Origin of the sequence: Streptomyces amakusaensis (assembly GCF_039532665.1) — a bacterium.
In the GTDB taxonomy this organism is placed as follows: Bacteria; Actinomycetota; Actinomycetes; order Streptomycetales; family Streptomycetaceae; genus Streptomyces; species Streptomyces amakusaensis.
In genome coordinates, this window is the sequence record NZ_BAAASB010000007.1 from 245,534 (window position 1) to 266,294 (window position 20,761).

The window sequence follows — 20,761 nt, forward strand, 5'->3', positions numbered from 1 at the left end:
GCCATGACCGAGGAGAGGCCGGTCCTGGTGGTCACCGAGGCTGATGATCTGACCGCCGACATGGTAATCACCGAACTCAACCGGCGAAACGTGCCCGTGGTCCGGTTCAACCCTGCGGACATTGGCGCCGGCCTGACGGTCTCGGCTCGATTCGGCACCTGCCCGGGCCTCGTGGCCGGGCAGGTGCGTACCCCGTCCAGAACTGCCGACCTGGCACACGTGCGGTCGGTGTACTGGCGTCGGCCCGCTTGGCCCGACTTCCGCCACCTGGGCGATGACGATGCGCGATTCGCGGCTGCCCAGGCCCGCCACGGGTTAGGGGGCACCCTGTACGCCCTTGACGGCCCGCTGTGGGTCAATCACCCCCTCCGTATCGCCGCTGCGGATTACAAGCCGGCTCAGCTCGCTCTCGCTCAGCGGCTCGGTCTCAGCGTGCCGCCGACGCTGGTGACCAACGATCCCGCGGAGGCACGAGAGTTCATCACCGCCCACGGGCGGGTGATCTACAAGACCCTTCGGTGGACCCCGTACGAGCGGGACGGAGTACCGGTGACCGGTTGGGCGGAGCCAGTGACCGCCGACGAGATCGACGACCGCGTGCGGGTGACGCCCCACCTGTTCCAGTCCCGCGTGGACAAAGTGGCGGACCTCCGAGTATTGGTCGTCGGCCGGCAGGTGTTCACCGTACGGATCGACTCCGGCTTGCTGGACTGGCGCAAGAACTACAGCGCCCTGACTTACACCGTCGAGCGCCTCCCCGAACGGATGAACCAAGCCCTGCAAGCCTGCTTGGACCGCCTGGAGCTGGTATCGGGAAGTTTCGACCTAGCCGTGGACCGGGCGGGAAACCACTGGTGGCTGGAGCTGAATCCCAATGGGCAATGGGGGTGGCTGGAGACGGAAACCGGTCTCCCGATGTCCGCCGCGTTCGCCGACCTGCTGACACGAGGAGAGACACAATGACCGACACCGCACCCCGGCGACGGGCCCTTGCCGACCGGCTGGAGAAGGGCGGCGTCCTCACCGCCCCGAAGTGGCGGGCCGCCGTAGAGGCTGTACCGCGTGAGCTGTTCCTGAACCCGGGCGTGTTCCTCCAGGCGGACGGGGGCCGATGGCTTCCGGTAACAGCGGCCGGAGCCGACCCGGACGAGTGGGCGGAGATCGCCTACAGCGACAACTCCCTGACCACCCAGCTCGACGGACACCTCACCGCCGACCAGACCAGTGGGCTCGTCACGGGTGTGCCCACCTCCTCATCCACCACCCCGGCCACGGTCGTCGGCATGATCGAGGACCTGGAGGTGGAGGACGGGCACCAGGTGCTGGAAATCGGAACCGGAACGGGCTACTCCTCCGCCCTCATGTGTCACCGTCTCGGTGAGGACAATGTGACCACGGTCGAAGTCGACCCCGAGGTCGCCGCCCGCGCGGACGCCGCGCTGGAAACGGCGGGTTTCTCCACCTGGACCGTCACCGGGGACGGCCTTCTCGGACACCCTCGCCGTGCCCCGTACGACCGGGTCATCGCCACCTGCGCGGTCCGCCGCATCCCCCACACCTGGATTCGGCAGACCAAGCCCGGCGGGATCATCCTGAGCACCGTCGGCTCCTGGGGTTACGGCACCGGCCTCGCCAAGGTCGTAGTGGGCGAGGACGGTACGGCCGAGGGCAGAATCATCGGCCGCTCCTCGTTCATGCAGGCACGGTCCCAGGCAGCGGCACCGGTGGCCGGCGACCTGTCCGCCCGCACCGCCTACGCCGACAGCACCCGCGAGACAAAGGTGTCCCCCCTCCTGCTGGAGGAGTGGATGCCCGCCTTCCTCGCCCAGCTCGCCGCCCCCGGAGCACAATTCGTCCGCGCGTCGACGAGCGACGGCACCCGGCTCCTGTACGTCTTCCATCCGGAGCGCGAATCCTTCGCCGAGTTCACCGTCGACGGCGATGGCTGGACAGTCCGGCAGGGTGGCCCCGTGGCCCTGTGGGACGACATCGAGCAGGCCCTCGTCACATGGCAGAACACGGGCAGCCCGGAGATCGACACCGTGCGGCTCCACATCACCGACAGGTCCCACACCTACTGGATCGAGAGTGACCCGTCGCTACGGTGGCATCACCGCCTCGCCTGAGCCGCCATGCCGGGGGGCCACCTCCCCAACCCTGGCGGCCGGACTCGGCCGACGGTCATGATTGATCGGGCCCCCTGATCACACTGACCCGATTGATCGATTTCACCAACGATCGCGGATATGACAGGGTTCCTTTTGTCCAAACCCTCACGCATCCAGGAGTAACACTGTGCTGACTGTCGGCGACCAGTTCCCCACCTACGAGCTCACCGCCTGCGTCTCCCTGGAGGCCGGTAACGAGTTCGAGGTCATCAGCCACAAGTCCTACGAGGGCAAGTGGAAGGTCGTCTTCGCGTGGCCGAAGGACTTCACCTTCGTGTGCCCGACCGAGATCGCCGCGTTCGGCAAGCTGAACGACGAGTTCGCCGACCGTGACGCGCAGGTGCTGGGCTTCTCCGGTGACTCCGAGTTTGTGCACCACGCCTGGCGCAAGGACCACGCGGACCTGCGTGACCTGCCCTTCCCGATGCTGGCGGACTCGAAGCACGAGCTGATGCGCGACCTGGGCATCGAGGGTGAGGACGGGTTCGCGCAGCGTGCCGTCTTCATTGTGGACCCGAACAACGAGATCCAGTTCACGATGGTGACCGCCGGGTCCGTGGGCCGGAACCCGAAGGAGGTCCTGCGGGTGCTGGACGCGCTGCAGACGGACGAGCTGTGCCCGTGCAACTGGACCAAGGGCGAGACGACGCTGGACCCGGTCGCGCTGCTGGCCGGTGAGTGACACATGGCTCTCGACGCTCTGAAGTCCGCGCTGCCGGACTACGCCAAGGACCTGAAGCTGAACCTGGGCTCGGTCATCGGCAACAATGACAAGCTTTCGCAGCAGCAGCTGTGGGGCACGGTTCTCGCCACCGCGATCGCTTCGCGCAGCGCCATTGTGCTGCGGGAGCTGGAGCCGGAGGCGAAGGCGAACCTGACGCCGGAGGCGTACACCGCCGCGAAGGCGGCGGCGGCCGTGATGGCGATGAACAACGTCTTCTACCGGACGCGGCACCTGCTGTCGGACCCGGAGTACGGCACCCTGCGTGCCGGGCTGCGGATGAACGTCATCGGCAACCCGGGTGTGGAGAAGGTCGACTTCGAGCTGTGGTCGCTGGCGGTCTCGGCCGTCAACGGCTGTGGCCAGTGCCTGGACTCGCACGAGCAGGTGCTCCGCAAGGCCGGGGTCGAGCGGGACGTCATCCAGGAGTCGTTCAAGATCGCGGCCGTGGTGCAGGCCGTGGGCGCGACCCTCGACGCCGAGGCCGTGCTCGCGGGCTGAGGCTCGCAACATACGTACATGACATCGGTCTCCGTACCCCTGACGAGGGGGTACGGAGACCGATGTCGTTTCAGGGGTCAGCGCTTGACGCCGCTCAGCTCGTTGGGCGGCTTCGGCAGGGTCGCCGAGGCGAGCTTCTTGCCGGACTCGATGTCGATGGCGTGGATCTTCCGGGTGGCCGGGTCGGAGACGTAGGCCGTGTGGTCACGGACGAAGATCGCGGGGCGGGGGCGCTGCCAGTCCAGCGGCTCCTTCCAGGCTCCGATCACGGGGAGCGTCTTGGTGACCTTGCCCTTCTCGGGGTCGATGACATGGATCGCGCCGTCGGTGCCGAGGACGAGCGCCTCGCCGTGCGGGCCACGGGCGAGGGAGCGGAAGGTGTAGCTGGTGTTGTCCAGGTCGACCAGGCGCAGCTTTCCGGTGCGGGTGTCGATGAGGGAGATCTGCTCGGGGCGTTCGAGTTCGGCGTCGGCGTCCTTCTTGTAGTCGCCGAGGACGATCGGGGACTCGTCGGAGCCGGCGACGTTGCCGATCCTGCCGTACGAGGTGGGGCTGTCGACCTTGGTGATCCTGCCGTCGCGGTAGATCAGGACGCCGTCCTCGCAGCCGATGACGACGGCCTCGTCCTTGGCGGTGGCCTCGCCGTGGACGCCGGGGCACTTCTCGCTGCGGGCGATCTCCTCGCGGTCCTTGCCGAGTACGGAGATGCCGACGCGCTCCTCCTCGGTGCCGAGGGTGGTGAGGAGCCGGCCGTCGGCCAGTTCCACGGCGACTCCGTGGTGCGGGGAGCCGGTGCGGTGGATCTCGGTGCTGGGCGCTCCGTCGGCCAGCTTCTTCGGGTCGAAGGCGGTGATGTCGCCGGTGCCGTCGGTGAAGAGCACGGTCCGGCCGGCGTGGCGGACCACATGGCCGGGCTTGGCGCCGGGGAACTCGATGTCGGTGAGGGCGCCGCCCGCCGCGTCCAGGGCCCGGAAGCCGCTCGCGGTGGATATGAGGACATGGCGGTCGTCGCCCGCGGGGTTGACCCGGTTGAACCCCTTGAGGGGGATGTCCTTCGCGAGTTGGAGGGTGTCGCCGTCGAGGAGGTGGAGACCGCCGTCGTACGTGGTGACCAGCGGGTTATTGATCTTCTTGGCGGCCTTGGACGCCTCGGGCTCCTCGGCCTTCGCGGACGGTTTGCCCTCCGCGCCGCACGCGGTGAGCGAGACGGCGGTGGCGAGGACGACGGCGGCTCCGGCGAGTCGCCGGGTTCTCGGGGGAATTCTCATGGCGGGGTGTTCCTTTCCGGGGAATCAGGTCAGTCCGTCGGCTATCGCCGTGGTGTTGGCGCGCATCATGGCGAGGTAGGTGGGCGCTCCCCCGCGTGCGTCGGTGAGGGACTCGGAGAAGAGCGGGACGATCTCGACGTCCACCCCGCTCTCGCTCTTCAGCACCCGGGCCAGCCGGTCGGGCTGGGAGGAGTCGGCGAAGACCGCCCGTACGCCCGCCTTCTCGACGGCGGTGGCCAGGGATTTCAGGTCGGAGGCGCTCGGCGAGGCGAGCGTGGTGCCGCTGGGGATGACGGCTCCGACGACGCGGAAGCCGTAGCGCTGGGCGAGGTAGCCGAAGACATGGTGGTTGGTGACCAGGGCGCGCCTGTCGGCGGGGATCGCGTCGAAGGTCTCGCCCATCCAGTGGGCGAGGTCGGCGAGTTCCCGGTCGTAGCCGTCCGCGTTGGCGCGTATCGCGGCGGTGTCGACTCCGTCGGCGTGCTCGGCGATCCGGTCGGCGATGAGACCGGCCGCCTTCCGGACCCGGTGCGGGTCGGTCCAGAAGTGCGGGTCGGGCTGTCCGGCCGTGGCGTCGGAGCGGTAGTCGATGGGGTCGACGGCCTCGCCGACCGCGAGGACCGGTACGCCCGCCTCGCGGGCGGCGTCGACATGGCGCAGCACGTTCTCCTCCAGGCCGAGGCCGTTGTGGACGACGAGGTCGGCCCGCTCGATGCGGGCGGCGTCCTGGGCGGAGACCCCGAAGGAGTGCGGGTCGGCCCCGGGTCTCATCAGTACGGTCACCTCGGCCTCGTCGCCCGCTATCTCGCGGGTGATGTCGCCGAGAATGTTGGTGGTGACGACCACGCTGGGCCGGTCCTCGCCGCCGGGGGCGCACCCGGCGAGGGCGAGGAGCAGCGCGGTCGCGGCGAGGAGGGCGAAGGGGGTACGGGGGGTCATCGGCCGGTCTCCACCATGTGGGCGGGCGGGAAGGGGAGGGTGAAGGTGCGGGAGATCCGCAGGCCGTCGCCGTGGTCGATCTCGTGGACCTTCTTCGCGGCCGTGTCGTTGACATAGGCGCGGTCGGCGTCGATCTCGACGGCGGGCGGCGGGACGGCGGCGTCCCCCGTACGCGTCGCTGTGAGGATCCGCCGCTCGGCGGTGCGCTTCCCGGTGACGGGGTCGTGGGCCCTGAGCACTCCGTCCTCGCCGAGTGCGAGCACGGGTGTGCCCTCGCCCGCCGTGTTGACGGCGGCGACCGGGCCGGTCTTGATCAGGGTCCAGGTGCGGGCGGTGACGTCGAGGACCCAGACCGCGTCGCGGCCGGCGCGGGCGGTGAGGGTGGTGCTGCCGGGGCGGTGGGTGAAGCGGTCGGCGCGGCGGGGCGCTTCGACGGATGCGCCGTAGGGGATGCGCACTCCGGTGTGGCGGCCGTCCTCGCCGGTGACGAGGAGGGCTCCGTCCGCGCAGCCGAGGACGACCCCCCGGCGGGTGACGGCCTCGCCGCGCGGCTCCGCGCACTTCTCGGCCAGGACGGTCTTTCGTGCGCCGTCCCTGCCGCGCACCTCGACGGCGTCGCGGCCGGGGCCGGTGCCCGCGAGGACGAGATGGTCCTTGTGGGGTACGGCGGGGCCCGCCGGGTTCTTGAGGGCGGTGCCCTCGCCGACCTCGCCCTTCTCCAGCGCGGCGCGGTCGAGGAGCCGGGTGGTGCCGTCGGCGGGGGAGAGCGAGGTGACGGCGGTGGAGCCGTGGACGCGGGCCGGGGGCTCTCCCCGGATCTCGCCGAGGTGGCGGACGGGCGCGCGGTAGTGGTGGACGTGGTCGCCGTGGTCGACGGTCCAGCCGCCGCCGTCGACGACATGGGTGCCCGTGCCGGTGGCGGCGTAGGCGAACCGGCCGTCGGTGAGGAGTGCCCGTACGGGTGCGGTCCGGCCCGCCGGGACGAGGTCGCCGGTGAGGTCGCCGGTGATCAGGTCGAGTACGCCGACGGTGCCGGTGGCGCTGTCGGCGAGCACCAGCCGGGGCTGTCGCTCGGCCGTCTCCTCGGCCCCTTCGACGTATCCGTGCGGGGCTTCGGCTTCCGGTTTCCCGGAAGCGGGGCTCTGGCAGCCGGAGAGGAGGAGGGCGGTGGCGAGTACGGCGGAGAGGGTGATCGACGGGGCGGTCTTCGCAGAGGTCATGGCGGTGGGCCGTACTCCCTTGGGCGGGCCGTTCACGGGCGGGGGGCGGTGGGTTCGGGGAGCCTCGTCCGGCGGTCGCGGATGCCCGCGGCCAGCGTGGAGAGGAGGAATTGGAGGACCGCGACGGCGGCGATCGTGGCTCCGGCGGCGGTGCCGAGGTGCCAGGAGAGGAGCAGTCCGAGGAAGGTCGCGCTCACTCCGGCGCAGGCCGCCCCGGCCATGATCATCGGGATTCGGCGGGCCCAGGGCAGTGCGGTCGCCGGGGGTGCGATGAGCAGTCCGAAGACGAGCAGGGTGCCCACGATGTGGAAGGAGGCGACGATCGCCAGGGTGAGGAGGCCGAGCAGCGCGAGGTGCGCGAGGCGGGGCCGCAGCCCCAGCGTGTGGGCCTTTCGCTCGTCGAAGGCGAGGGCGACGAAGGGCCGGTGGCCCAGGACCGAGACGGCGAGCGCGATGCCCAGCGCGATCAGCAGCTGGACGAGGTCGCTCTCCCGCACGGCGAGTACGTCACCGAAGAGGAAGCCGGTCAGGTCGACGGCGAAGGACTGCGAGCGGGACACGACGATCACGCCGAGGGAGAGCATCCCCACGAAGAGCAGCCCGATGCCGGTGTCCTGGGAGAGCCGGGGCGAGCGGCCGAGCGCGCCGACGCCCAGCGCCATGGCGGCGGCGCTGGCGGCGGCCCCGGCCAGCAGATTTCCGCCGAGCAGCGAGGCGAGGGCGACACCCGGCAGCATCCCGTGCGACATGGCGTCGCCGAGGAAGGCCATGCCTCTCAGTACGACCCAGGTGCCGGCGAGCGCGCAGATCAGCGATACGAGGACGCCTCCCCACAACGCCCGCTGCACAAAGGTCACCTCGAAGGGCCCCGTCAACCATTCCATGAACCGGGACCCTATGATGAAAATGATTATCAGTGCAATCAGGCGTGGAGGTGCTTCCGGGGTGCGACAGGTGACACTCGACGGCGTGGCGGCGGGGTATCCCGGCCGGCCGGTGCTGTCCCAACTCGACGCGGTGATACCGGCGTTCGCGACGACGGCGGTCGTGGGACCGAACGGCTCGGGCAAGTCGACACTGCTCGGCGCGGTGGCGGGTGTGATCTCGGTTACGGCGGGGACGGTCACCCATCGCACCGGGGCGCGGCCCGCCTATGTCGTCCAGCGCAGTGCCGTCTCCGACGCTCTGCCGATCACCGTCCGCGACACGGTCGCGATGGGACGGTGGGGCCGGCGCGGGCTGTGGCGGCGGGCCTCGGCGCGGGACCGGTCGGTGGTGGAGGGCTGTCTGGAACGGCTGCGGATCGGCCCGCTCGCGGACCGCCGGCTGGCCGAGCTGTCCGGCGGGCAGCGCCAACGGGCCCTGGTGGCGCAGGGGCTCGCCCAGGAGGCGGATCTGCTGCTGCTGGACGAGCCGGTCACGGGGCTGGACGAGGCGGCCCGGCGGATCATCGCCGAGGTGCTCGCCGAGGTGACGGCCCAGGGCGTCACCGTCGTACAGGCCACTCACGATCTGCGGGCGGCGCGGCGGGCGGACCACTGTCTGCTGCTGCACGAAGGGCGGCTGCTGGACTCGGGGCCGCCCGCCGGTGTGCTGATCGACGAGGCTCTCGAACGCCTCTGGGGTCTGCCCGCCCGGCGGTGACCGGTCGGCCGCGGTGACCGGTCAGCTCTGGAGCTTGGCCATCAGGGCCCGCATGTCGTCGACGAGGACCTCCTTGACCGTGGCGATCTGCTTCGGGTCCGGGTCGACGGGTTCACCGTTCTCGTTCGCCGGGAGGTTGATGTGCATGGAGAGGACGGCCTGGCCGTCCAGCACCTGGAGCTCGGGCAGGCTCACCCCCTCGGGCTCGACGAAGAAGGCGCGCTCGCCCAGCCCCTCGACCGGGATCTTCTCGACGTCCTCGTCCATGAAGACGTACTCCAGCGCGAGGGCCGCGTCGAACTGCGGTCCCGGGTCGGTCCTGCGGTGCAGGGTGTAGCTCAGCGAGACATCGCCCGACACGGTCTCGACCGAGGAGCCGGTCTGCGGCGTCTCGAATTCGAGCCAGCAGATGGCGTGGTCCATCGCGGGGTCCTCGTGACTCCTGGGGTTGCCCGTCTGCGTCCGCCCGAAGGCGACATTGACCGCCGTCAGTTCGGCGTCCTTGCAGAGGTCCTCGCTCGCCCGGTACTTCCCGACGTCCGGCTCGCGCTCCCCGTACGCGTACAGTCCGGCCGCCCAGAGCGCCGAGGCGGTGACCGCGCCGCCGAGCGCCCACAGCCATTTCCGCGGCCGTGGGCGGCGGTCGGCGGAGGGCTCGGGCTCCTCGCCCGGGCTCTCGTCCCACTCCATGTCCCGGTCGTCGTAACGGTCGTCATAAGGGTCGTCGCCGTGGCGGCCCGGTACGGAAGGGCCGGACCACTTCAGCGGTTCGCCGTCCTCGCCGGTCAGTTCGGGCTCGGATATCACGCGTCCTCCTCGGGCCGGGCGGGCCGCTCGACGGGCCGGGGCGCGGGCTCGTCGCCGACGGGGGCAAGGGGCGAGGCGTCCAGGGAGGTCGCGCCGTGCGGCGGCGGGGTGCGGCGCACCGCTTCCTCCTTGACGTACGCGCGGAGATAGCCGACGACCGTGTTGGTGACCGCGACCAGCGGCACCGCCACCACCGCGCCGCCGATCCCGGCGGTCACACCGCCCACCGCGACCGAGAGGACGACCGCGAGGGGGTGGACCCGGACCGCCCGGCCGAGGATGAACGGCTGGAGCACATGGCCCTCGATCTGCTGTACGGCGAGCACCACGACCAGGACCATCAGCGCGGTGAACACCCCCTGGGTGACCAGGGCGACGACCACCGCGAGCGCGCCCGACATGACCGCGCCGACCAGCGGGATGAAGGCGAACAGGAAGATGAAGACGGCGAGCGGCACGGCCATCGGGACATCGAGGAAGTAGATGCCGAGGCCGATGAAGATGGCGTCGATCAGGGCGACGATCACCGTGCCCCGCACATAGGCGGTCAGGGTGCGCCAGGCGCGCGGACCGGCTCCGGCGACACCGCCCCGGGCCTGGGCCGGGACCAGCTTGAGCGTCCACTCCCAGATGCGCTTTCCGTCGTAGAGCAGAAAGAGCACCGAGAACATCGCCAGCAGTATCCCGGTGAGGACCTCCACCATCACGGAGACGCCCTGGAGTCCGGCGGAGGTGATCTCCTCGGTGTTGGTGCCGATGGTCTCGCTGAGGTTCTCGGCGATGCCGCTGATCTGGCTCTCGGTGACATGGAAGGGGCTGTTCAGCACCCAGCGCTTCAGTTCCTCGATGCCGTCCCTGACCCGGGCGGAGAGATCGTCGAGGTTGTCCATCACCTGCCAGACGACGAACCAGCCGACCAGGCCCATGATGACGAAGCCGGCGATCGCCGTGACGGCGGTGGCGAGCCCGCGCGGCAGACCCAGCCGCCTCAGCCGGGCCACGGTGGGCTGGAGCAGTGCGGTGATCAGCAGTGCGGCGGTGAAGGCGAGCACCACCAGCTGGATCTCGCCGATGACCCGCATCAGCACCCAGAGCGTGCCCGCCAGTACCAGCAGCCGCCAGCCGGCCTCGGCCGCGACCCGCATCCCCCAAGGGATGACCGCGAAGGGCTCCGGGCGGGGTGCGATCGCGGGGGCGTACGCGGGGGGCACGGGGACGCTCTGGGGTGCGCCGCTCTCGGCGTCGCCCGAAACCGGGTCGGCGGCCGGCGGTCGCCGTTCCCCGCCCTCGTCCTCGTCCCGATCCCTGTCCCTGTCGTCGCGGCTCTCTTCGATGCGCTGCGAGATCCGGGTGAGCCCGGCCCCCAGATCGGCGAGCCAGCCGGGCAGTCTTGACATGGTTCTTCCTCTTCCCCCAGTACACGTCCGCCGGAGTCCCACGCCCTCCGGGAGCAAAGACGGTACACGCAACGGAGCCCCTCACCGTGTGCACGGTGAGGGGCTCCGCCGAAGCAGCCGAACGGTGCTCTAGTACCAGCGGTTGGCCTGCCAGAACGACCAGGCGCCGCAGGGGCTGTCGTACCGCTCGTTCATGTAGTTGAGACCCCATTTGATCTGGGTCGCGGGGTTGGTGCGCCAGTCCGCGCCCACCGAGGACATCTTCGAGCCGGGGTACGCCTGGACCAGGCCGTACGCGCCCGAGGACGGGTTCTGGGCCTGGTAGTTCCAGGTGGACTCGTGCTGCACGATGTTGCTGAAGCACTGGAACTGACCGGCGGGGACGATCTGCCGGGCGATCGCCTTGACCTCGGCGACCGTGTACGAGCCCTTGGCGGTGAAGCTGGCGGTGCCGACGGAGGAGTCGGAGGCGGTGTCGCGCTCGGCGTCACGGCTGGCGCGCTCGGCCTTCTCCTTGGCCTCGCGCTCCTTCTCCGCCTTCTCCTTCTCCGCCTTCTCCTTGGCCTCGCGTTCCTGCTCGGCCTTGGCGTCGGCGGCGGCCTTCTTCGCCTTCGCCGTCTTGGCGGCCTGGACGCGGGCGTCCTCCTCGGCGGCCTTCTTGGCGGAGGCGTCGGCGACCGCTGCCTGTGCGTCCGCCTGCTCCGTCAGCGAGGCGACCTGCACCTGGGCCTGCTGGCCCATGGGTATGTCGGCGATGAGGGTCGCGTCGGCGGCGGTCGTTTCAAGGTTGTCGTTCGGCGACTGAGGGTTGCCCGAGGCAACGCCGACGACGGCTCCGACGGTGGTGACCGCGGTGGCGGATGCCACGGCGAATCCCCGGACCGAGATCCGGCTCACACGGTTTCCTTCCAGCATCGCCCGCACAGGTGACCCCGCGGACGAATCGTGCCCCTGGCACTGGCCTCCCACTGCGTTGGGTCACAGGAGGCGCTGGCCCGTGGTCAACTCCCTGGGGAGCGGCCGATACAGCTTGCGGGCGGCACACGACGACACGTATGGAGTTGTTCGGTATTGCTCGCGCACCAAGGGGTGGTGCAGTTGTGTCGTATGCGGGGCCTGACGGAAGCAAGACTCTGCCGGAACCGGCCACCGCAAGGCAATTCTTCGTTGCGTGGGATAGCTCACACCCACTTGGTGGAGGAGTTCGCCGGGAAAGTCCCCCCAACACAGCGCCGCCCCACTACGCTTCTGCGCTTCGCGGGGCGGCGCCTGCCGTGCCGGCCTGCTGTCGGCCGGTCAGCTGTCCTATTAAATCTGGCCGTCCTCCAGCATTTCGGTCACCAGTGCGGCGATCTGGGAGCGCTCGGAGCGGGTGAGGGTGACATGCGCGAAAAGCGGATGTCCCTTCAACTTCTCGACCACGGCGACGACTCCGTCGTACCGGCCCACGCGTAGATTGTCCCGCTGTGCCACATCGTGGGTGAGGACGACCCGGGAGTTGGCCCCGACCCGGGAGAGCACGGTCAGCAGGACGTTCCGCTCCAGGGACTGGGCCTCGTCGACGATGACGAAGGCGTCGTGGAGCGAGCGGCCCCGGATATGGGTGAGCGGCAGGACTTCGAGCATCCCTCGCCCGAGCACCTCCTCGATGACCTCGCGGCCCGCCACGGCCGAGAGGGTGTCGAAGACCGCCTGCGCCCAGGGGCTCATCTTCTCGGCCTCGGTGCCGGGGAGATAGCCCAGCTCCTGCCCGCCCACCGCGTACAGCGGCCGGAAGACCATCACCTTCTGGTGCTGCTGACGCTCCAGCACCGCTTCCAGGCCGGCGCAGAGCGCGAGCGCGGACTTGCCGGTGCCGGCCCGGCCGCCGAGGGAGACGATGCCGACGTCCGGATCGAGCAGCAGATCGAGCGCGATGCGCTGCTCGGCGCTGCGGCCGTGGATCCCGAAGGCCTCGCGGTCCCCCCGGACCAGCCGGACGCCGCCCTCGGCGGTGACCCGGCCGAGCGCCTTGCCGCGCTCGGACTGGAGGACGAGCCCGGTGTGCACGGGCAGCCCGTCCGCCTCGGGGGTGTAGACCCTCTCCTCGCTGTAGAGCTGGTCCACCTCCTCGGCGGAGAGCGACAGCTCGGCCATACCGGTCCAGCCGGAGTCGGTGATGGCCAGCTCCGCCCGGTACTCCTCGGCCAGCAGGCCGACGGACGAGGCCTTGATGCGCAGCGGCAGGTCTTTGGAGACGACGGTCACGTCGTACCCCTCGGCCTGGAGGTTTCTCGCCACCGCCAGAATCCGCGAGTCGTTGTCGCCCAGTCTGAAGCCGGCCGGGAGGAGGGCCGGATCGGAGTGGTTGAGTTCGACGCGGAGTGTGCCGCCGAGATCGCCCAGCGGGATGGGGGCGTCCAGGCGACCGTGCCGGATGCGGAAGTCGTCCAGCAGGCGCAGTGCCTGCCGGGCGAAGTAACCCAGTTCCGGATGGTGCCTCTTGGCCTCCAGCTCCGTGATGACCACGATCGGCAGCACGACTTCGTGCTCGTCGAATCGGGTCGGGGCGTTCGGATCGGCCAGCAGGACGCTGGTGTCGAGAACGTAAGTGCGCCTGTCGGGCAGTCGGCGCTTTGAGCTGTTCACCACGGAAGGACGTACCCCCTCGGATGAGGTCGGCGGTGCGACGCCGTCGCGGGCCAGATGGTCTCCCCGCCGCGACACGGCAGGGGACCTCCCCGCCGGAGGCGGGGGAGGAGCCGGGCTTCAGGCCACGATGCGTGGGCCGAGCACCGGCCCTCCGCGCGGTCCGCACTGGGGGTGCGTTCCTTCGTGTGCAAAGGGCCTCCCGGGTGAGTGGCACCCGCCACTCACTGAGAAACGACGTTCGTGGATCGGACGTCGACCTGGAAGGGATATTCCCTCGAACACCCGCGGCCATGCCACGGCATGGGGCGACACCTGGATGAACAGCAAAAGATCGGTTCGGCGGCGGCGCTGCTCAGCTGCCGTAACGGCGGTGCCGGGCCGCGTAGTCGCGCAGCGCGCGCAGGAAGTCGACCTTGCGGAAGGCGGGCCAGAAGACTTCGCAGAAGTAGTACTCGGAGTGGGCGCTCTGCCAGAGCATGAAACCGGACAGCCGCTGCTCGCCGCTGGTGCGGATGACGAGATCGGGGTCGGGCTGGCCCCTGGTGTAGAGGTGCTCGGAGATGTGCTCGACGTCGACGATCTCGGCCAGCTCCTCGAAGCTGGTCCCCTTCCGGGCGTGCTCCAGCAGCAGTGAGCGGACCGCGTCGGCGATCTCCTGACGGCCGCCGTAGCCGACGGCGACGTTGATGAGTATGCCGGTGTGGTCGTGGGTGGCCTGCTCGGCCTCCTTCAGCACGGCCTGGGTGCGGGCGGGCAGCAGATCCATGGTGCCGACGTGGTGCACCCGCCAGCGGCCGTCGGCGGCGAGCGCGCGCACGGCGTCCTCGATGATGCCGAGGAGGGGGACCAGCTCCTTCTCGGGGCGGTCCAGATTGTCCGTGGAGAGCATCCAGAGCGTGACGACCTCGACCTCGGACTCGGCGCACCAGCCGAGCAGCTCCTGGATCTTGCTCGCGCCGGCCTTGTGGCCCGCCTCGGGCGAGCTGCCCGAGGCCTTGGCCCAGCGGCGGTTGCCGTCGAGGATGACTCCGATGTGCTTGGGCACCTGGGTGTGGTCCAGTCGGCCTTCCACCCGGCGTGCGTAAAGCCTGTACACCAGGTCACGCAGGTTCACGGAGTCCACCTCTCGGTTCTGTTCGCGCTCGTCGGTAAGGGCTCGCCCGCCGGGGCGCCCCGGCGGGACGGGGACCGTGGCGGGGGCTCGTGGATCGGCTGACCGGGGTCCGCTCCCGGGCGGCGTGCCGCCGGTGGCGGCGCGTCCGGGGCCCGGCGCCGGGCGGCCCGGCCGGGGACGGGCGGCGGTCTCCCGCGCCGTGCGGCTTGCCCTGAAGCCGCAACACTACTGCTCACCGGCCACGACGGCCCAACCCGGTATGTCACAAGTCCGTGATAAGGAGGGATGTGTGACTGATTCCTCCGTGTATCTCGCTTCCTCCGACCGCTACGACTCGATGGAGTACCGCCGCTCCGGCCGCTCCGGTCTGCGCCTTCCGGCGATCTCGCTCGGGCTCTGGCACAACTTCGGCGACGACCGCACCCTTGCCTCGCAGCGGGCGATCCTGCGCCGCGCCTTCGACCTCGGGGTCACCCATTTCGACCTCGCGAACAATTACGGGCCGCCGCCCGGATCGGCCGAGCTGAATTTCGGCAAGCTCTTCGCGCAGGACTTCGCCCCCTACCGCGATGAGCTGATCATCTCGACCAAGGCGGGCTATCTGATGCACCCGGGCCCCTACGGCGAGTGGGGCTCCCGGAAGTATCTGCTGTCCTCGCTGGACGCCTCGCTGAAGCGGATGGGCCTGGAGTACGTCGACATCTTCTACTCCCACCGCTTCGACCCCCACACTCCGCTGGAGGAGACGATGGGGGCGCTGGCCTCGGCCGTGCGGCAGGGGAAGGCGCTGTACGCCGGTGTCTCCTCGTACACCTCGGAGCAGACCGCCGAGGCGGCGCGGCTGCTGCGTGAGATGGGGGTGCCGGCCCTGATCCATCAGCCCTCGTACTCGATGATCAACCGGTGGACCGAGGAGGACGGGCTGCTGGACACCCTGGAGACGGCGGGCATGGGGTGCATCGCCTATGTGCCGCTGGCGCAGGGGGTCCTCACCGGGAAGTACCTCCGGGGGATCCCGGAGGGCTCGCGGGCCAGCCAGGGCAAGTCGCTGGACCCGGGGCTGCTCTCAAAGGACGTGGTGCGCCGGCTGAACGGGCTGAACGACATCGCGGCGGGGCGCGGGCAGTCGCTGGCGCAGCTGGCGCTCAGCTGGGTGCTGCGGGATCCGAGGATGACCTCGGCGCTGATCGGCGCGTCGAGCGTGGCGCAGCTGGAGGAGAATGTGGCGGCGCTGGCGGGGGCTCCGCTGAGCGCGGCCGAGCTGGCGGAGATCGATGTCTTCGCGGTGGACACCGAGGGTGCGAACATCTGGGCCCGCCGGGGCTGAGAGGCCGCCGGGCCGGGTGTGTCCCGGGCCGGGAAAGAAAACGGGCCGGTCCGTGGGGGGGGGGATACGGACCGGCCCGAGGGGGGGTTTCCACCATAACGCTTCGCAGGTCGTGGCGCGCGCCACCCGGGAGCGGGGGCGTGTCGCGGAGTCCGCGAATGGCCGGACACAGACGGCGGGGGCAGACGGCCCTAGGGATTCCGGACCGGGCGTGTCGCCGGAGCCGTCCCCCCGAAGGGTGAACCGGACCCGATGCGCCCGGTTGACGGTACGGGGCCGGCGGGCGGCCCGGCGGGGGCGGCCGGCCCGCCCGCCGGTCAGGCCGCCGCTTCGGCTTCGGTTTCCTTGGTCTTGTTGGCGATGATCTCCTGCATGAAGGCGGCCCCCCAGTCCCCGAGCGGCTCCAGCGCGGTGTTCAGCGCCTGGCCCAGTTCCGTGAGGGAGTACTCGACCCTCGGCGGGACCTCCCGGTAGACCTCGCGGTGCACCACCCCGTCCGCCTCCAGCTCACGCAGCTGCTGGATCAGCATCTTCTCGCTGACGCCGGGGACGGAACGCCTCAGCTCGCCGAAGCGGAGGGTCCCCGCATCGTTGAGCGCCCAGAGAATGAGCGGCTTCCACTTTCCGCCGACGACGTCCACCGCCGCGTCCAGGCCACAGTGATAGGACGGCTTGATCTTGGCCACGGCAACTCCTCCGGGTGTATCAGCACTTACCTTTTCGCCAGTACACCATCTCCGCCGGGAAAGCCCGCCATGGCGGACGGAATTCGTTCGCCGCGCCCTCCTGGCTCCCCGGGATCCGGGGCGCGGCGGAGCAGAGTGATGCCGTCGCGGTGGGCGACGCGGCGGTAGCCGTACGAGTCCTCGGCGGCGGTCAGCTCGGCGGCCTGCTGTCCGGCCGGGTAGGGCCAGTGGCCCGTGCGGTACGGCCAGGCCTCGGGCGCGTGGCTGTCGTGGATGATCCACTCGGCGGTCGGGCGCGGCAGCTTCTTCGGCTCGCCGCCGTCGGCAGGGCCGGGGCCGGGGAGCCTGGCGTCGACCGGGTAGGCCGGGAAGAGGACCACCTCGCAGCGCGAGGTCAGCTGGGGGACCAGCCGGTTGGAGGCCGCGACGCTCGCGCCGTCGGGGATCCGCGCGAGCAGCGCGCGGGCCGCCTCGATGTGCCCGGTGGTGCGCCAGGTGGCGCGCTGGGCCAGCTGGGCGAGGGGGAACGACGGCAGCAGGACGAGCGTCACCGCCAGGGCCGTGGTCAGGGTGGCCCGGAGCTGGCGGACGCCGAGCGGGTGGGCCTCCCGCCGCCAGGGCCGGAGCGCGTCGATGAGCCCGGCGACGACGAGGGGCATCAGCACGGCGCTGTAGTGGAAGGAGGTGCCCCAGTGGAAGCCGTTCTGCGAGAGCATCCGCCAGCCGAGGGTGGGGACGGCGAGCAGCGCCAGCGGTGAGCGCAGGGCGAGCAGCGCGGAGGGCGCGAAGACCAGGATGAGCGTCATGGCCTTGATGTCGGGCCGCAGCGCGTCCAGCGGGGCGAGGGCGATGGCGGCGAGCGGGGAGGCGTGGGCCCCGTCGTCGAGGTTGCCGCCGTGGGCGTAGCCGCCGGCCGGGTTGAGCGCGGGCAGCAGCAGTCTGATCTGGACGGCGGAGGCGAGCAGCCCGGCCGCCGCGGTGAGCGCGCCGAGGCGGCGGGGGCCCTTCCAGGCGATGACGCAGCCGAGCGCGGCGAGCGTAAGCCCCAGATCCTCCTTGACGAGGACGAGGGGGGCGGCCCAGGCCACCGCCGCGCGCCAGCGGCGCTGTCCGAGCGCGACGGCGGCGAAGGAGAGCAGCGGTACGGCGAGGGCGACCTCGTGGAAGTCGAAGGCGGCGGCGGAGGCGATGCCCCAGCTGAGCCCGTAGGCGAGGGCGACGGCGTGGGCGCTGCGGCGGCCGAGGGCGCTCCCGGCCCAGGAGACGAGCGGCACGGCGGCGACGGCGAGCAGCGCGGACTGGGCGAGGAGGAGGCAGAGCGGGGAGGGCCAGAGCCGGTAGAGGGGGGCGAGGAGGGCGAGCGCGGGGTGGAAGTGGTCGCCGAGGAGGTTGAAGTCCTCGCCGCGCAGGGGGACGACGGGGGGTCTGAGGTGGGCGTAGGCGCGGACGGCCTGTTCGAAGATGCCGAGGTCGTAGCCGGTGGTGCGGAGGAGGGCGTGACGGCGTACGGCGACGGTGGCGTAGAGCGCGAAGAGGACCGCCGCCCAGCTCCAGGGGAGGAGGGCGGCGGGGAGGCGTCGGGGGGTCGGGGGTGCGGGCCGCGGCGTCGGGGGGGTGCGCGGTGCGCCGCGCCGGGCCACCGAGTTGTCGGTAAATGTCCGCATACACCCGGACTCTATCGGTGATGGCTCGTCAGCCGGCGGCGAGACCGCCCGCGAGAACTCCGGTCAGCGCGCCCGCGATCATGAACGGGCCGAAGGGAATCGCGGTCCCGCGCCCCGCACGGCCCAGGAGCATCAGCCCCAGCCCGTACACCGAACCGAACAGGAACCCGGCGAAAGCCCCGGCGAACAGCACGCTCCAGCCGTACCAGCCCAGCACCACCCCGAGCGAGAGCGCGAGTTTCACATCGCCGAAGCCCATGCCGTCCGGGTGGATCAGAAAGAGCGCGCAGTAGACCGCGCCGAGGGCCGCGCCGCCCAGCAGCGCGCCCGGCCAGCTCCCCGCCGCGCCCGGCAGCAGCGCGGCCGGGCCCAGCAGGACGGCCGCGGCGGCGGCCAGCGGCAGGGTGAGCCGGTCGGGGAGCCGGTGCACCCGCCGGTCGACGAGGGCGAGCAGCACGGCGAAGGGCGTGAGCAGCAGCCACACCGCCAGTTCGGGGCGCGCGCCGGTGGCGGCGGCGAGCCCCGCGCAGACCAGCGCGGTGACGGCCGGGACGGCTCCCGCGCCGGCGTCGGGGAGGCGTTGCTCCGTACCCGCGCGGGTGCTTGTGACCGTGCCGACCCGGACCCGGCACGCGGGGCAGCGCGCCCCGCCCAGCCAGCCGCGCGCCGGGCCGGTGAAGGGGTGTCCGTCCGGGCAGCCGTCCCGCCACGGCCGGGAGGGCTCGACGGAGAGCCGGTACGCGGCACGGGGCACCAGCAGCCCGGTGGCCGCGCCCCACAGGACGGCGGCGGTGATCAGCGTGGCGTACACGGCCCCGAGGGTAGGCGGCGTCCGGCCGCGCGGTCATGGGCCCGGGGGCCCACTCGGAATCCGCGCGCCCCGGATAGCGTCTACGGCCATGGGTTCGGGAGAGCGGTGGCGGGACGGCGCAGGGTCGTTGTGGGTGGAGGGGCGCGACGCGCCGGTGCCCCTGGAGATCGCGGCGGGTTACCGCAGCAGACGGCGGGGGCTGCTCGGCCGGGACGGTGTCGAGGGGGCGATGCTGCTGACGCCGTGCGGCGGGGTGCACACCTTCCGGATGCGCTTCACCATCGACGTGGCCTATCTGGACCGCGGTCTGCGCGTGCTGGACGTCCACACCCTCCGCCCCGGGCGGCTCGGCAGGCCCCGGCCGCGGGCACGTCATGTGCTGGAGGCGGCGGGCGGGGCGATGGAGGAGTGGGGGGTACGGAGGGGAGTGCGGCTGCGGGTGGACACGGCCGAGAGGTTCTAGGGCCGGGGTTCGCCGGTGGAGGCGTGGCGGCCCCGGGGGCGGGCGAGGCGGGCGGCGGCGGTCCAGCCGAGGAGGGTGAGGAGGAGCGCCGAGCCCAGGCCGATGCCGGTGATGCCGACGGCCGTCAGGAGGGCCTCGCGGGGATCGTCGTCGTCGGCCCGCCCCTCCATGGCCTCCTCGCGGTCGTCCTCGGTGATGCCGAAGCCCGCCGCGACCGGGTCGCTCAGATAGGCGGGCGCTTCGGCGCGCTCGCCGTCGAGGGTCAGCCGCAGGGTCACCGGCAGCGGGCCCGGGGCCTTCCGGTCGAGGGAGACCCGGAGGTAGTGCGGACCGGAGAAGCGCATCCCGCTGATGTCGTTGTGGTCCGAGGTCCGGTTGCCGAAGACGGCCCGTTCGGTGTCGAGGGAGAGCTTGCCCGGCCTGCCCCGGTAGGGCTCGGCGGTGTTCTCCACAAAGCCCCGGGCGGTGTTGAACACCGTGACCCGCAGCCCGCCGCCCGGCCGTCCCGGGGTGCCGCCGTCGCCGAACTCCGCGTCGAGCAGCAGCCGCTGCCCCCACTCCACCGGAACCCGGTAGAAGCGGCTGTCGCCCGGGTTCAGCGCCTCGCTCCACACGCCGTGCCCGATCGGGTGGGCGTCGTTGAAGCCGGATCCGCCGGTCACCGGTGTGGCCGGGCCGCTCGCCCGTTCCGGGTCGCCCCGGTCCTCCGGGGCGGTCGGGGTGACGGGCCCGGCCGTGCCCTCCTTGAGGCCGGGCTCGCTCATGTGCTTCAGCTCGACCGTCCAGCCCTTGGCGGTCGAGTCGCTCTCGCCGCCGCCGATCCACTCGACGGTGTAGAGGTACTCCCCCGCCGCCTGGCACTCCCGGCCCTGCCCGATGCGCCGGGTGGAGTAGTCGGCCACGGGCAGCGGGGTGGACCCGCCGAAGGTGATGTCGTTGCGGACGCTGCACCGGGCCCCGTCGGGGGACTCCAGCGAGACCCGTATCCCGTCGGTGGGACGCACCCGGCTGCCGGGCGGCGGGGCGAGCACGGCGGAGACATAGGCGTTCGACGTGTCGTCGAGCACGACCCGGTAGTACTTCCGCTCCCCCGCCGAGATCGTGTCGACATAGGTGCCCTCTTCGAGCCGGGGACCGCCCGCCTCCGCCGAAGCGGCACCGGAGATCCGCAGCGCGTCGGGAGCGGTACGGTACGCCCCCGGCCAGTTCGCCGACGCGGCCAGAGCGGGCGCGGGGCCCTGGGCGAGCGAGCACACCGCCGCGAGGGCGACCACCGCCGCCGCCCCGCGTCCCGCCGCCGGCGGTCGCCCGGCGGCCGACGTACTGCCCCGCCTCATCCGTGTGCTCCTAGGGCCTGTCGTTCCGACTCCACACCTGCGGGCCGGTGCATCTTATCGGCC

Annotated in this window: 20 protein-coding genes; 7 read left to right on the plus strand and 13 right to left on the minus strand. The window is 71.4% G+C overall.

Features of this window, described 5'->3' with window-relative positions:
• Nucleotides 1–3: 3 nt before the first annotated feature.
• From tgmB to ABD371_RS15165, 4 genes are all read left to right on the plus strand, one after another.
• A complete protein-coding gene (gene tgmB, locus ABD371_RS15150) occupies nucleotides 4–963 on the plus strand; it encodes an ATP-grasp ribosomal peptide maturase (protein ID WP_344476974.1) in 960 nt (319 codons plus the stop codon).
• On the plus strand, nucleotides 960–2,126 hold the full coding sequence (gene tgmC, locus ABD371_RS15155) for an ATP-grasp peptide maturase system methyltransferase (protein WP_344476976.1): 1,167 nt from the start codon (nucleotides 960–962) through the stop codon (nucleotides 2,124–2,126). The genes tgmB and tgmC overlap by 4 nt, the downstream gene beginning before the upstream one ends.
• A 169-nt stretch (nucleotides 2,127–2,295) precedes the next feature.
• Nucleotides 2,296–2,850: a peroxiredoxin gene (locus ABD371_RS15160; RefSeq protein ID WP_344476978.1), complete on the plus strand. Its 555-nt coding sequence runs from the start codon at nucleotides 2,296–2,298 to the stop codon at nucleotides 2,848–2,850.
• 3 nt (nucleotides 2,851–2,853) lie between these two features.
• Nucleotides 2,854–3,390, plus strand: a complete 537-nt coding sequence (locus ABD371_RS15165; protein WP_190121440.1) for an alkyl hydroperoxide reductase — start codon at nucleotides 2,854–2,856, stop codon at nucleotides 3,388–3,390.
• A gap of 77 nt (nucleotides 3,391–3,467) precedes the next feature.
• Here ABD371_RS15165 and aztD read toward each other — a convergent pair whose 3' ends face one another.
• From aztD to aztB, 4 genes are read right to left on the minus strand one after another with little or no spacing between them, the layout of a single operon-like run.
• Entirely contained in the window at nucleotides 3,468–4,658 is a 1,191-nt protein-coding gene (aztD, locus tag ABD371_RS15170; RefSeq protein ID WP_344476981.1) for a zinc metallochaperone AztD, read from the minus strand.
• Nucleotides 4,659–4,682: 24 nt separating this feature from the next.
• Nucleotides 4,683–5,597, minus strand: a complete 915-nt coding sequence (gene aztC, locus ABD371_RS15175) for a zinc ABC transporter substrate-binding protein AztC (RefSeq protein ID WP_344476983.1) — start codon at nucleotides 5,595–5,597, stop codon at nucleotides 4,683–4,685.
• Complete coding sequence (locus ABD371_RS15180; protein ID WP_344476985.1) at nucleotides 5,594–6,817, minus strand: hypothetical protein; 1,224 nt, start codon at nucleotides 6,815–6,817, stop codon at nucleotides 5,594–5,596. Before ABD371_RS15180 ends, aztC begins: the two co-directional genes overlap by 4 nt.
• Nucleotides 6,818–6,849: 32 nt before the next feature.
• A complete protein-coding gene (aztB, locus tag ABD371_RS15185; RefSeq protein ID WP_344476987.1) occupies nucleotides 6,850–7,701 on the minus strand; it encodes a zinc ABC transporter permease AztB in 852 nt (283 codons plus the stop codon).
• A 16-nt stretch (nucleotides 7,702–7,717) separates the two neighbouring features.
• On the opposite strand from aztB, the gene aztA reads away from it, so the two are divergent.
• Complete coding sequence (gene aztA / locus ABD371_RS15190) at nucleotides 7,718–8,461, plus strand: zinc ABC transporter ATP-binding protein AztA (protein WP_381733069.1); 744 nt, start codon at nucleotides 7,718–7,720, stop codon at nucleotides 8,459–8,461.
• A gap of 21 nt (nucleotides 8,462–8,482) precedes the next feature.
• Here aztA and ABD371_RS15195 read toward each other — a convergent pair whose 3' ends face one another.
• The 5 genes from ABD371_RS15195 to ABD371_RS15215 form a co-directional block, all read right to left on the minus strand.
• Nucleotides 8,483–9,268, minus strand: a complete 786-nt coding sequence (locus ABD371_RS15195; protein ID WP_344476991.1) for a hypothetical protein — start codon at nucleotides 9,266–9,268, stop codon at nucleotides 8,483–8,485.
• The gene (locus ABD371_RS15200) at nucleotides 9,265–10,665 is read right to left on the minus strand and encodes an AI-2E family transporter (protein WP_344476993.1); all 1,401 of its coding nucleotides are present in this window, start codon (nucleotides 10,663–10,665) and stop codon (nucleotides 9,265–9,267) included. The genes ABD371_RS15195 and ABD371_RS15200 overlap by 4 nt, the downstream gene beginning before the upstream one ends.
• A gap of 129 nt (nucleotides 10,666–10,794) precedes the next feature.
• Complete coding sequence (locus ABD371_RS15205; RefSeq protein WP_465270022.1) at nucleotides 10,795–11,562, minus strand: aggregation-promoting factor C-terminal-like domain-containing protein; 768 nt, start codon at nucleotides 11,560–11,562, stop codon at nucleotides 10,795–10,797.
• Between the two features lie 411 nt (nucleotides 11,563–11,973).
• Nucleotides 11,974–13,296 (minus strand): RNA 5'-3' helicase PhoH2, encoded by a 1,323-nt coding sequence (gene phoH2 / locus ABD371_RS15210; RefSeq protein ID WP_190121449.1) that lies wholly within the window; start codon nucleotides 13,294–13,296, stop codon nucleotides 11,974–11,976.
• Between the two features lie 352 nt (nucleotides 13,297–13,648).
• On the minus strand, nucleotides 13,649–14,410 hold the full coding sequence (locus ABD371_RS15215; RefSeq protein ID WP_344476997.1) for an isoprenyl transferase: 762 nt from the start codon (nucleotides 14,408–14,410) through the stop codon (nucleotides 13,649–13,651).
• Between the two features lie 259 nt (nucleotides 14,411–14,669).
• On the opposite strand from ABD371_RS15215, the gene mgrA reads away from it, so the two are divergent.
• Nucleotides 14,670–15,737, plus strand: coding sequence for an L-glyceraldehyde 3-phosphate reductase (gene mgrA, locus ABD371_RS15220; RefSeq protein ID WP_381733074.1), 1,068 nt, complete (start codon nucleotides 14,670–14,672; stop codon nucleotides 15,735–15,737).
• A 317-nt stretch (nucleotides 15,738–16,054) separates the two neighbouring features.
• Here mgrA and ABD371_RS15225 read toward each other — a convergent pair whose 3' ends face one another.
• From ABD371_RS15225 to ABD371_RS15235, 3 genes are read right to left on the minus strand one after another with little or no spacing between them, the layout of a single operon-like run.
• A complete protein-coding gene (locus ABD371_RS15225; RefSeq protein WP_344477001.1) occupies nucleotides 16,055–16,423 on the minus strand; it encodes a winged helix-turn-helix transcriptional regulator in 369 nt (122 codons plus the stop codon).
• A 26-nt stretch (nucleotides 16,424–16,449) separates the two neighbouring features.
• Nucleotides 16,450–18,087 (minus strand): DUF2079 domain-containing protein, encoded by a 1,638-nt coding sequence (locus ABD371_RS15230; RefSeq protein WP_344477003.1) that lies wholly within the window; start codon nucleotides 18,085–18,087, stop codon nucleotides 16,450–16,452.
• 28 nt (nucleotides 18,088–18,115) lie between these two features.
• On the minus strand, nucleotides 18,116–18,898 hold the full coding sequence (locus tag ABD371_RS15235) for a prepilin peptidase (protein ID WP_344477005.1): 783 nt from the start codon (nucleotides 18,896–18,898) through the stop codon (nucleotides 18,116–18,118).
• Between the two features lie 88 nt (nucleotides 18,899–18,986).
• Here ABD371_RS15235 and ABD371_RS15240 point away from each other — a divergent pair, with 88 nt between their 5' ends.
• Nucleotides 18,987–19,361, plus strand: coding sequence for a DUF192 domain-containing protein (locus ABD371_RS15240; RefSeq protein ID WP_344477007.1), 375 nt, complete (start codon nucleotides 18,987–18,989; stop codon nucleotides 19,359–19,361).
• Here the strand turns inward: ABD371_RS15240 and ABD371_RS15245 are convergent.
• Entirely contained in the window at nucleotides 19,358–20,698 is a 1,341-nt protein-coding gene (locus ABD371_RS15245) for a hypothetical protein (protein WP_344477009.1), read from the minus strand. The two genes, ABD371_RS15240 and ABD371_RS15245, sit on opposite strands and share 4 nt — an antisense overlap.
• Nucleotides 20,699–20,761: the final 63 nt, after the last annotated feature.

Excerpts from the sequence above, each read along its gene's own strand:
- tgmB (WP_344476974.1), top strand. The coding sequence starts at position 4 with ATGACCGAGGAGAGGCCGGTCCTGGTGGTCACCGAGGCTGATGATCTG.
- tgmC (WP_344476976.1), top strand. The coding sequence starts at position 960 with ATGACCGACACCGCACCCCGGCGACGGGCCCTTGCCGACCGGCTGGAG.
- ABD371_RS15165 (WP_190121440.1), top strand. The coding sequence starts at position 2,854 with ATGGCTCTCGACGCTCTGAAGTCCGCGCTGCCGGACTACGCCAAGGAC.
- aztD (WP_344476981.1), bottom strand. The coding sequence starts at position 4,658 with ATGAGAATTCCCCCGAGAACCCGGCGACTCGCCGGAGCCGCCGTCGTC.
- aztC (WP_344476983.1), bottom strand. The coding sequence starts at position 5,597 with ATGACCCCCCGTACCCCCTTCGCCCTCCTCGCCGCGACCGCGCTGCTC.
- ABD371_RS15180 (WP_344476985.1), bottom strand. The coding sequence starts at position 6,817 with ATGACCTCTGCGAAGACCGCCCCGTCGATCACCCTCTCCGCCGTACTC.
- aztB (WP_344476987.1), bottom strand. The coding sequence starts at position 7,701 with ATGGAATGGTTGACGGGGCCCTTCGAGGTGACCTTTGTGCAGCGGGCG.
- aztA (WP_381733069.1), top strand. The coding sequence starts at position 7,718 with ATGAAAATGATTATCAGTGCAATCAGGCGTGGAGGTGCTTCCGGGGTG.
- ABD371_RS15200 (WP_344476993.1), bottom strand. The coding sequence starts at position 10,665 with ATGTCAAGACTGCCCGGCTGGCTCGCCGATCTGGGGGCCGGGCTCACC.
- mgrA (WP_381733074.1), top strand. The coding sequence starts at position 14,670 with ATGTCACAAGTCCGTGATAAGGAGGGATGTGTGACTGATTCCTCCGTG.
- ABD371_RS15230 (WP_344477003.1), bottom strand. The coding sequence starts at position 18,087 with ATGCGGACATTTACCGACAACTCGGTGGCCCGGCGCGGCGCACCGCGC.
- ABD371_RS15240 (WP_344477007.1), top strand. The coding sequence starts at position 18,987 with ATGGGTTCGGGAGAGCGGTGGCGGGACGGCGCAGGGTCGTTGTGGGTG.
- ABD371_RS15245 (WP_344477009.1), bottom strand. The coding sequence starts at position 20,698 with ATGAGGCGGGGCAGTACGTCGGCCGCCGGGCGACCGCCGGCGGCGGGA.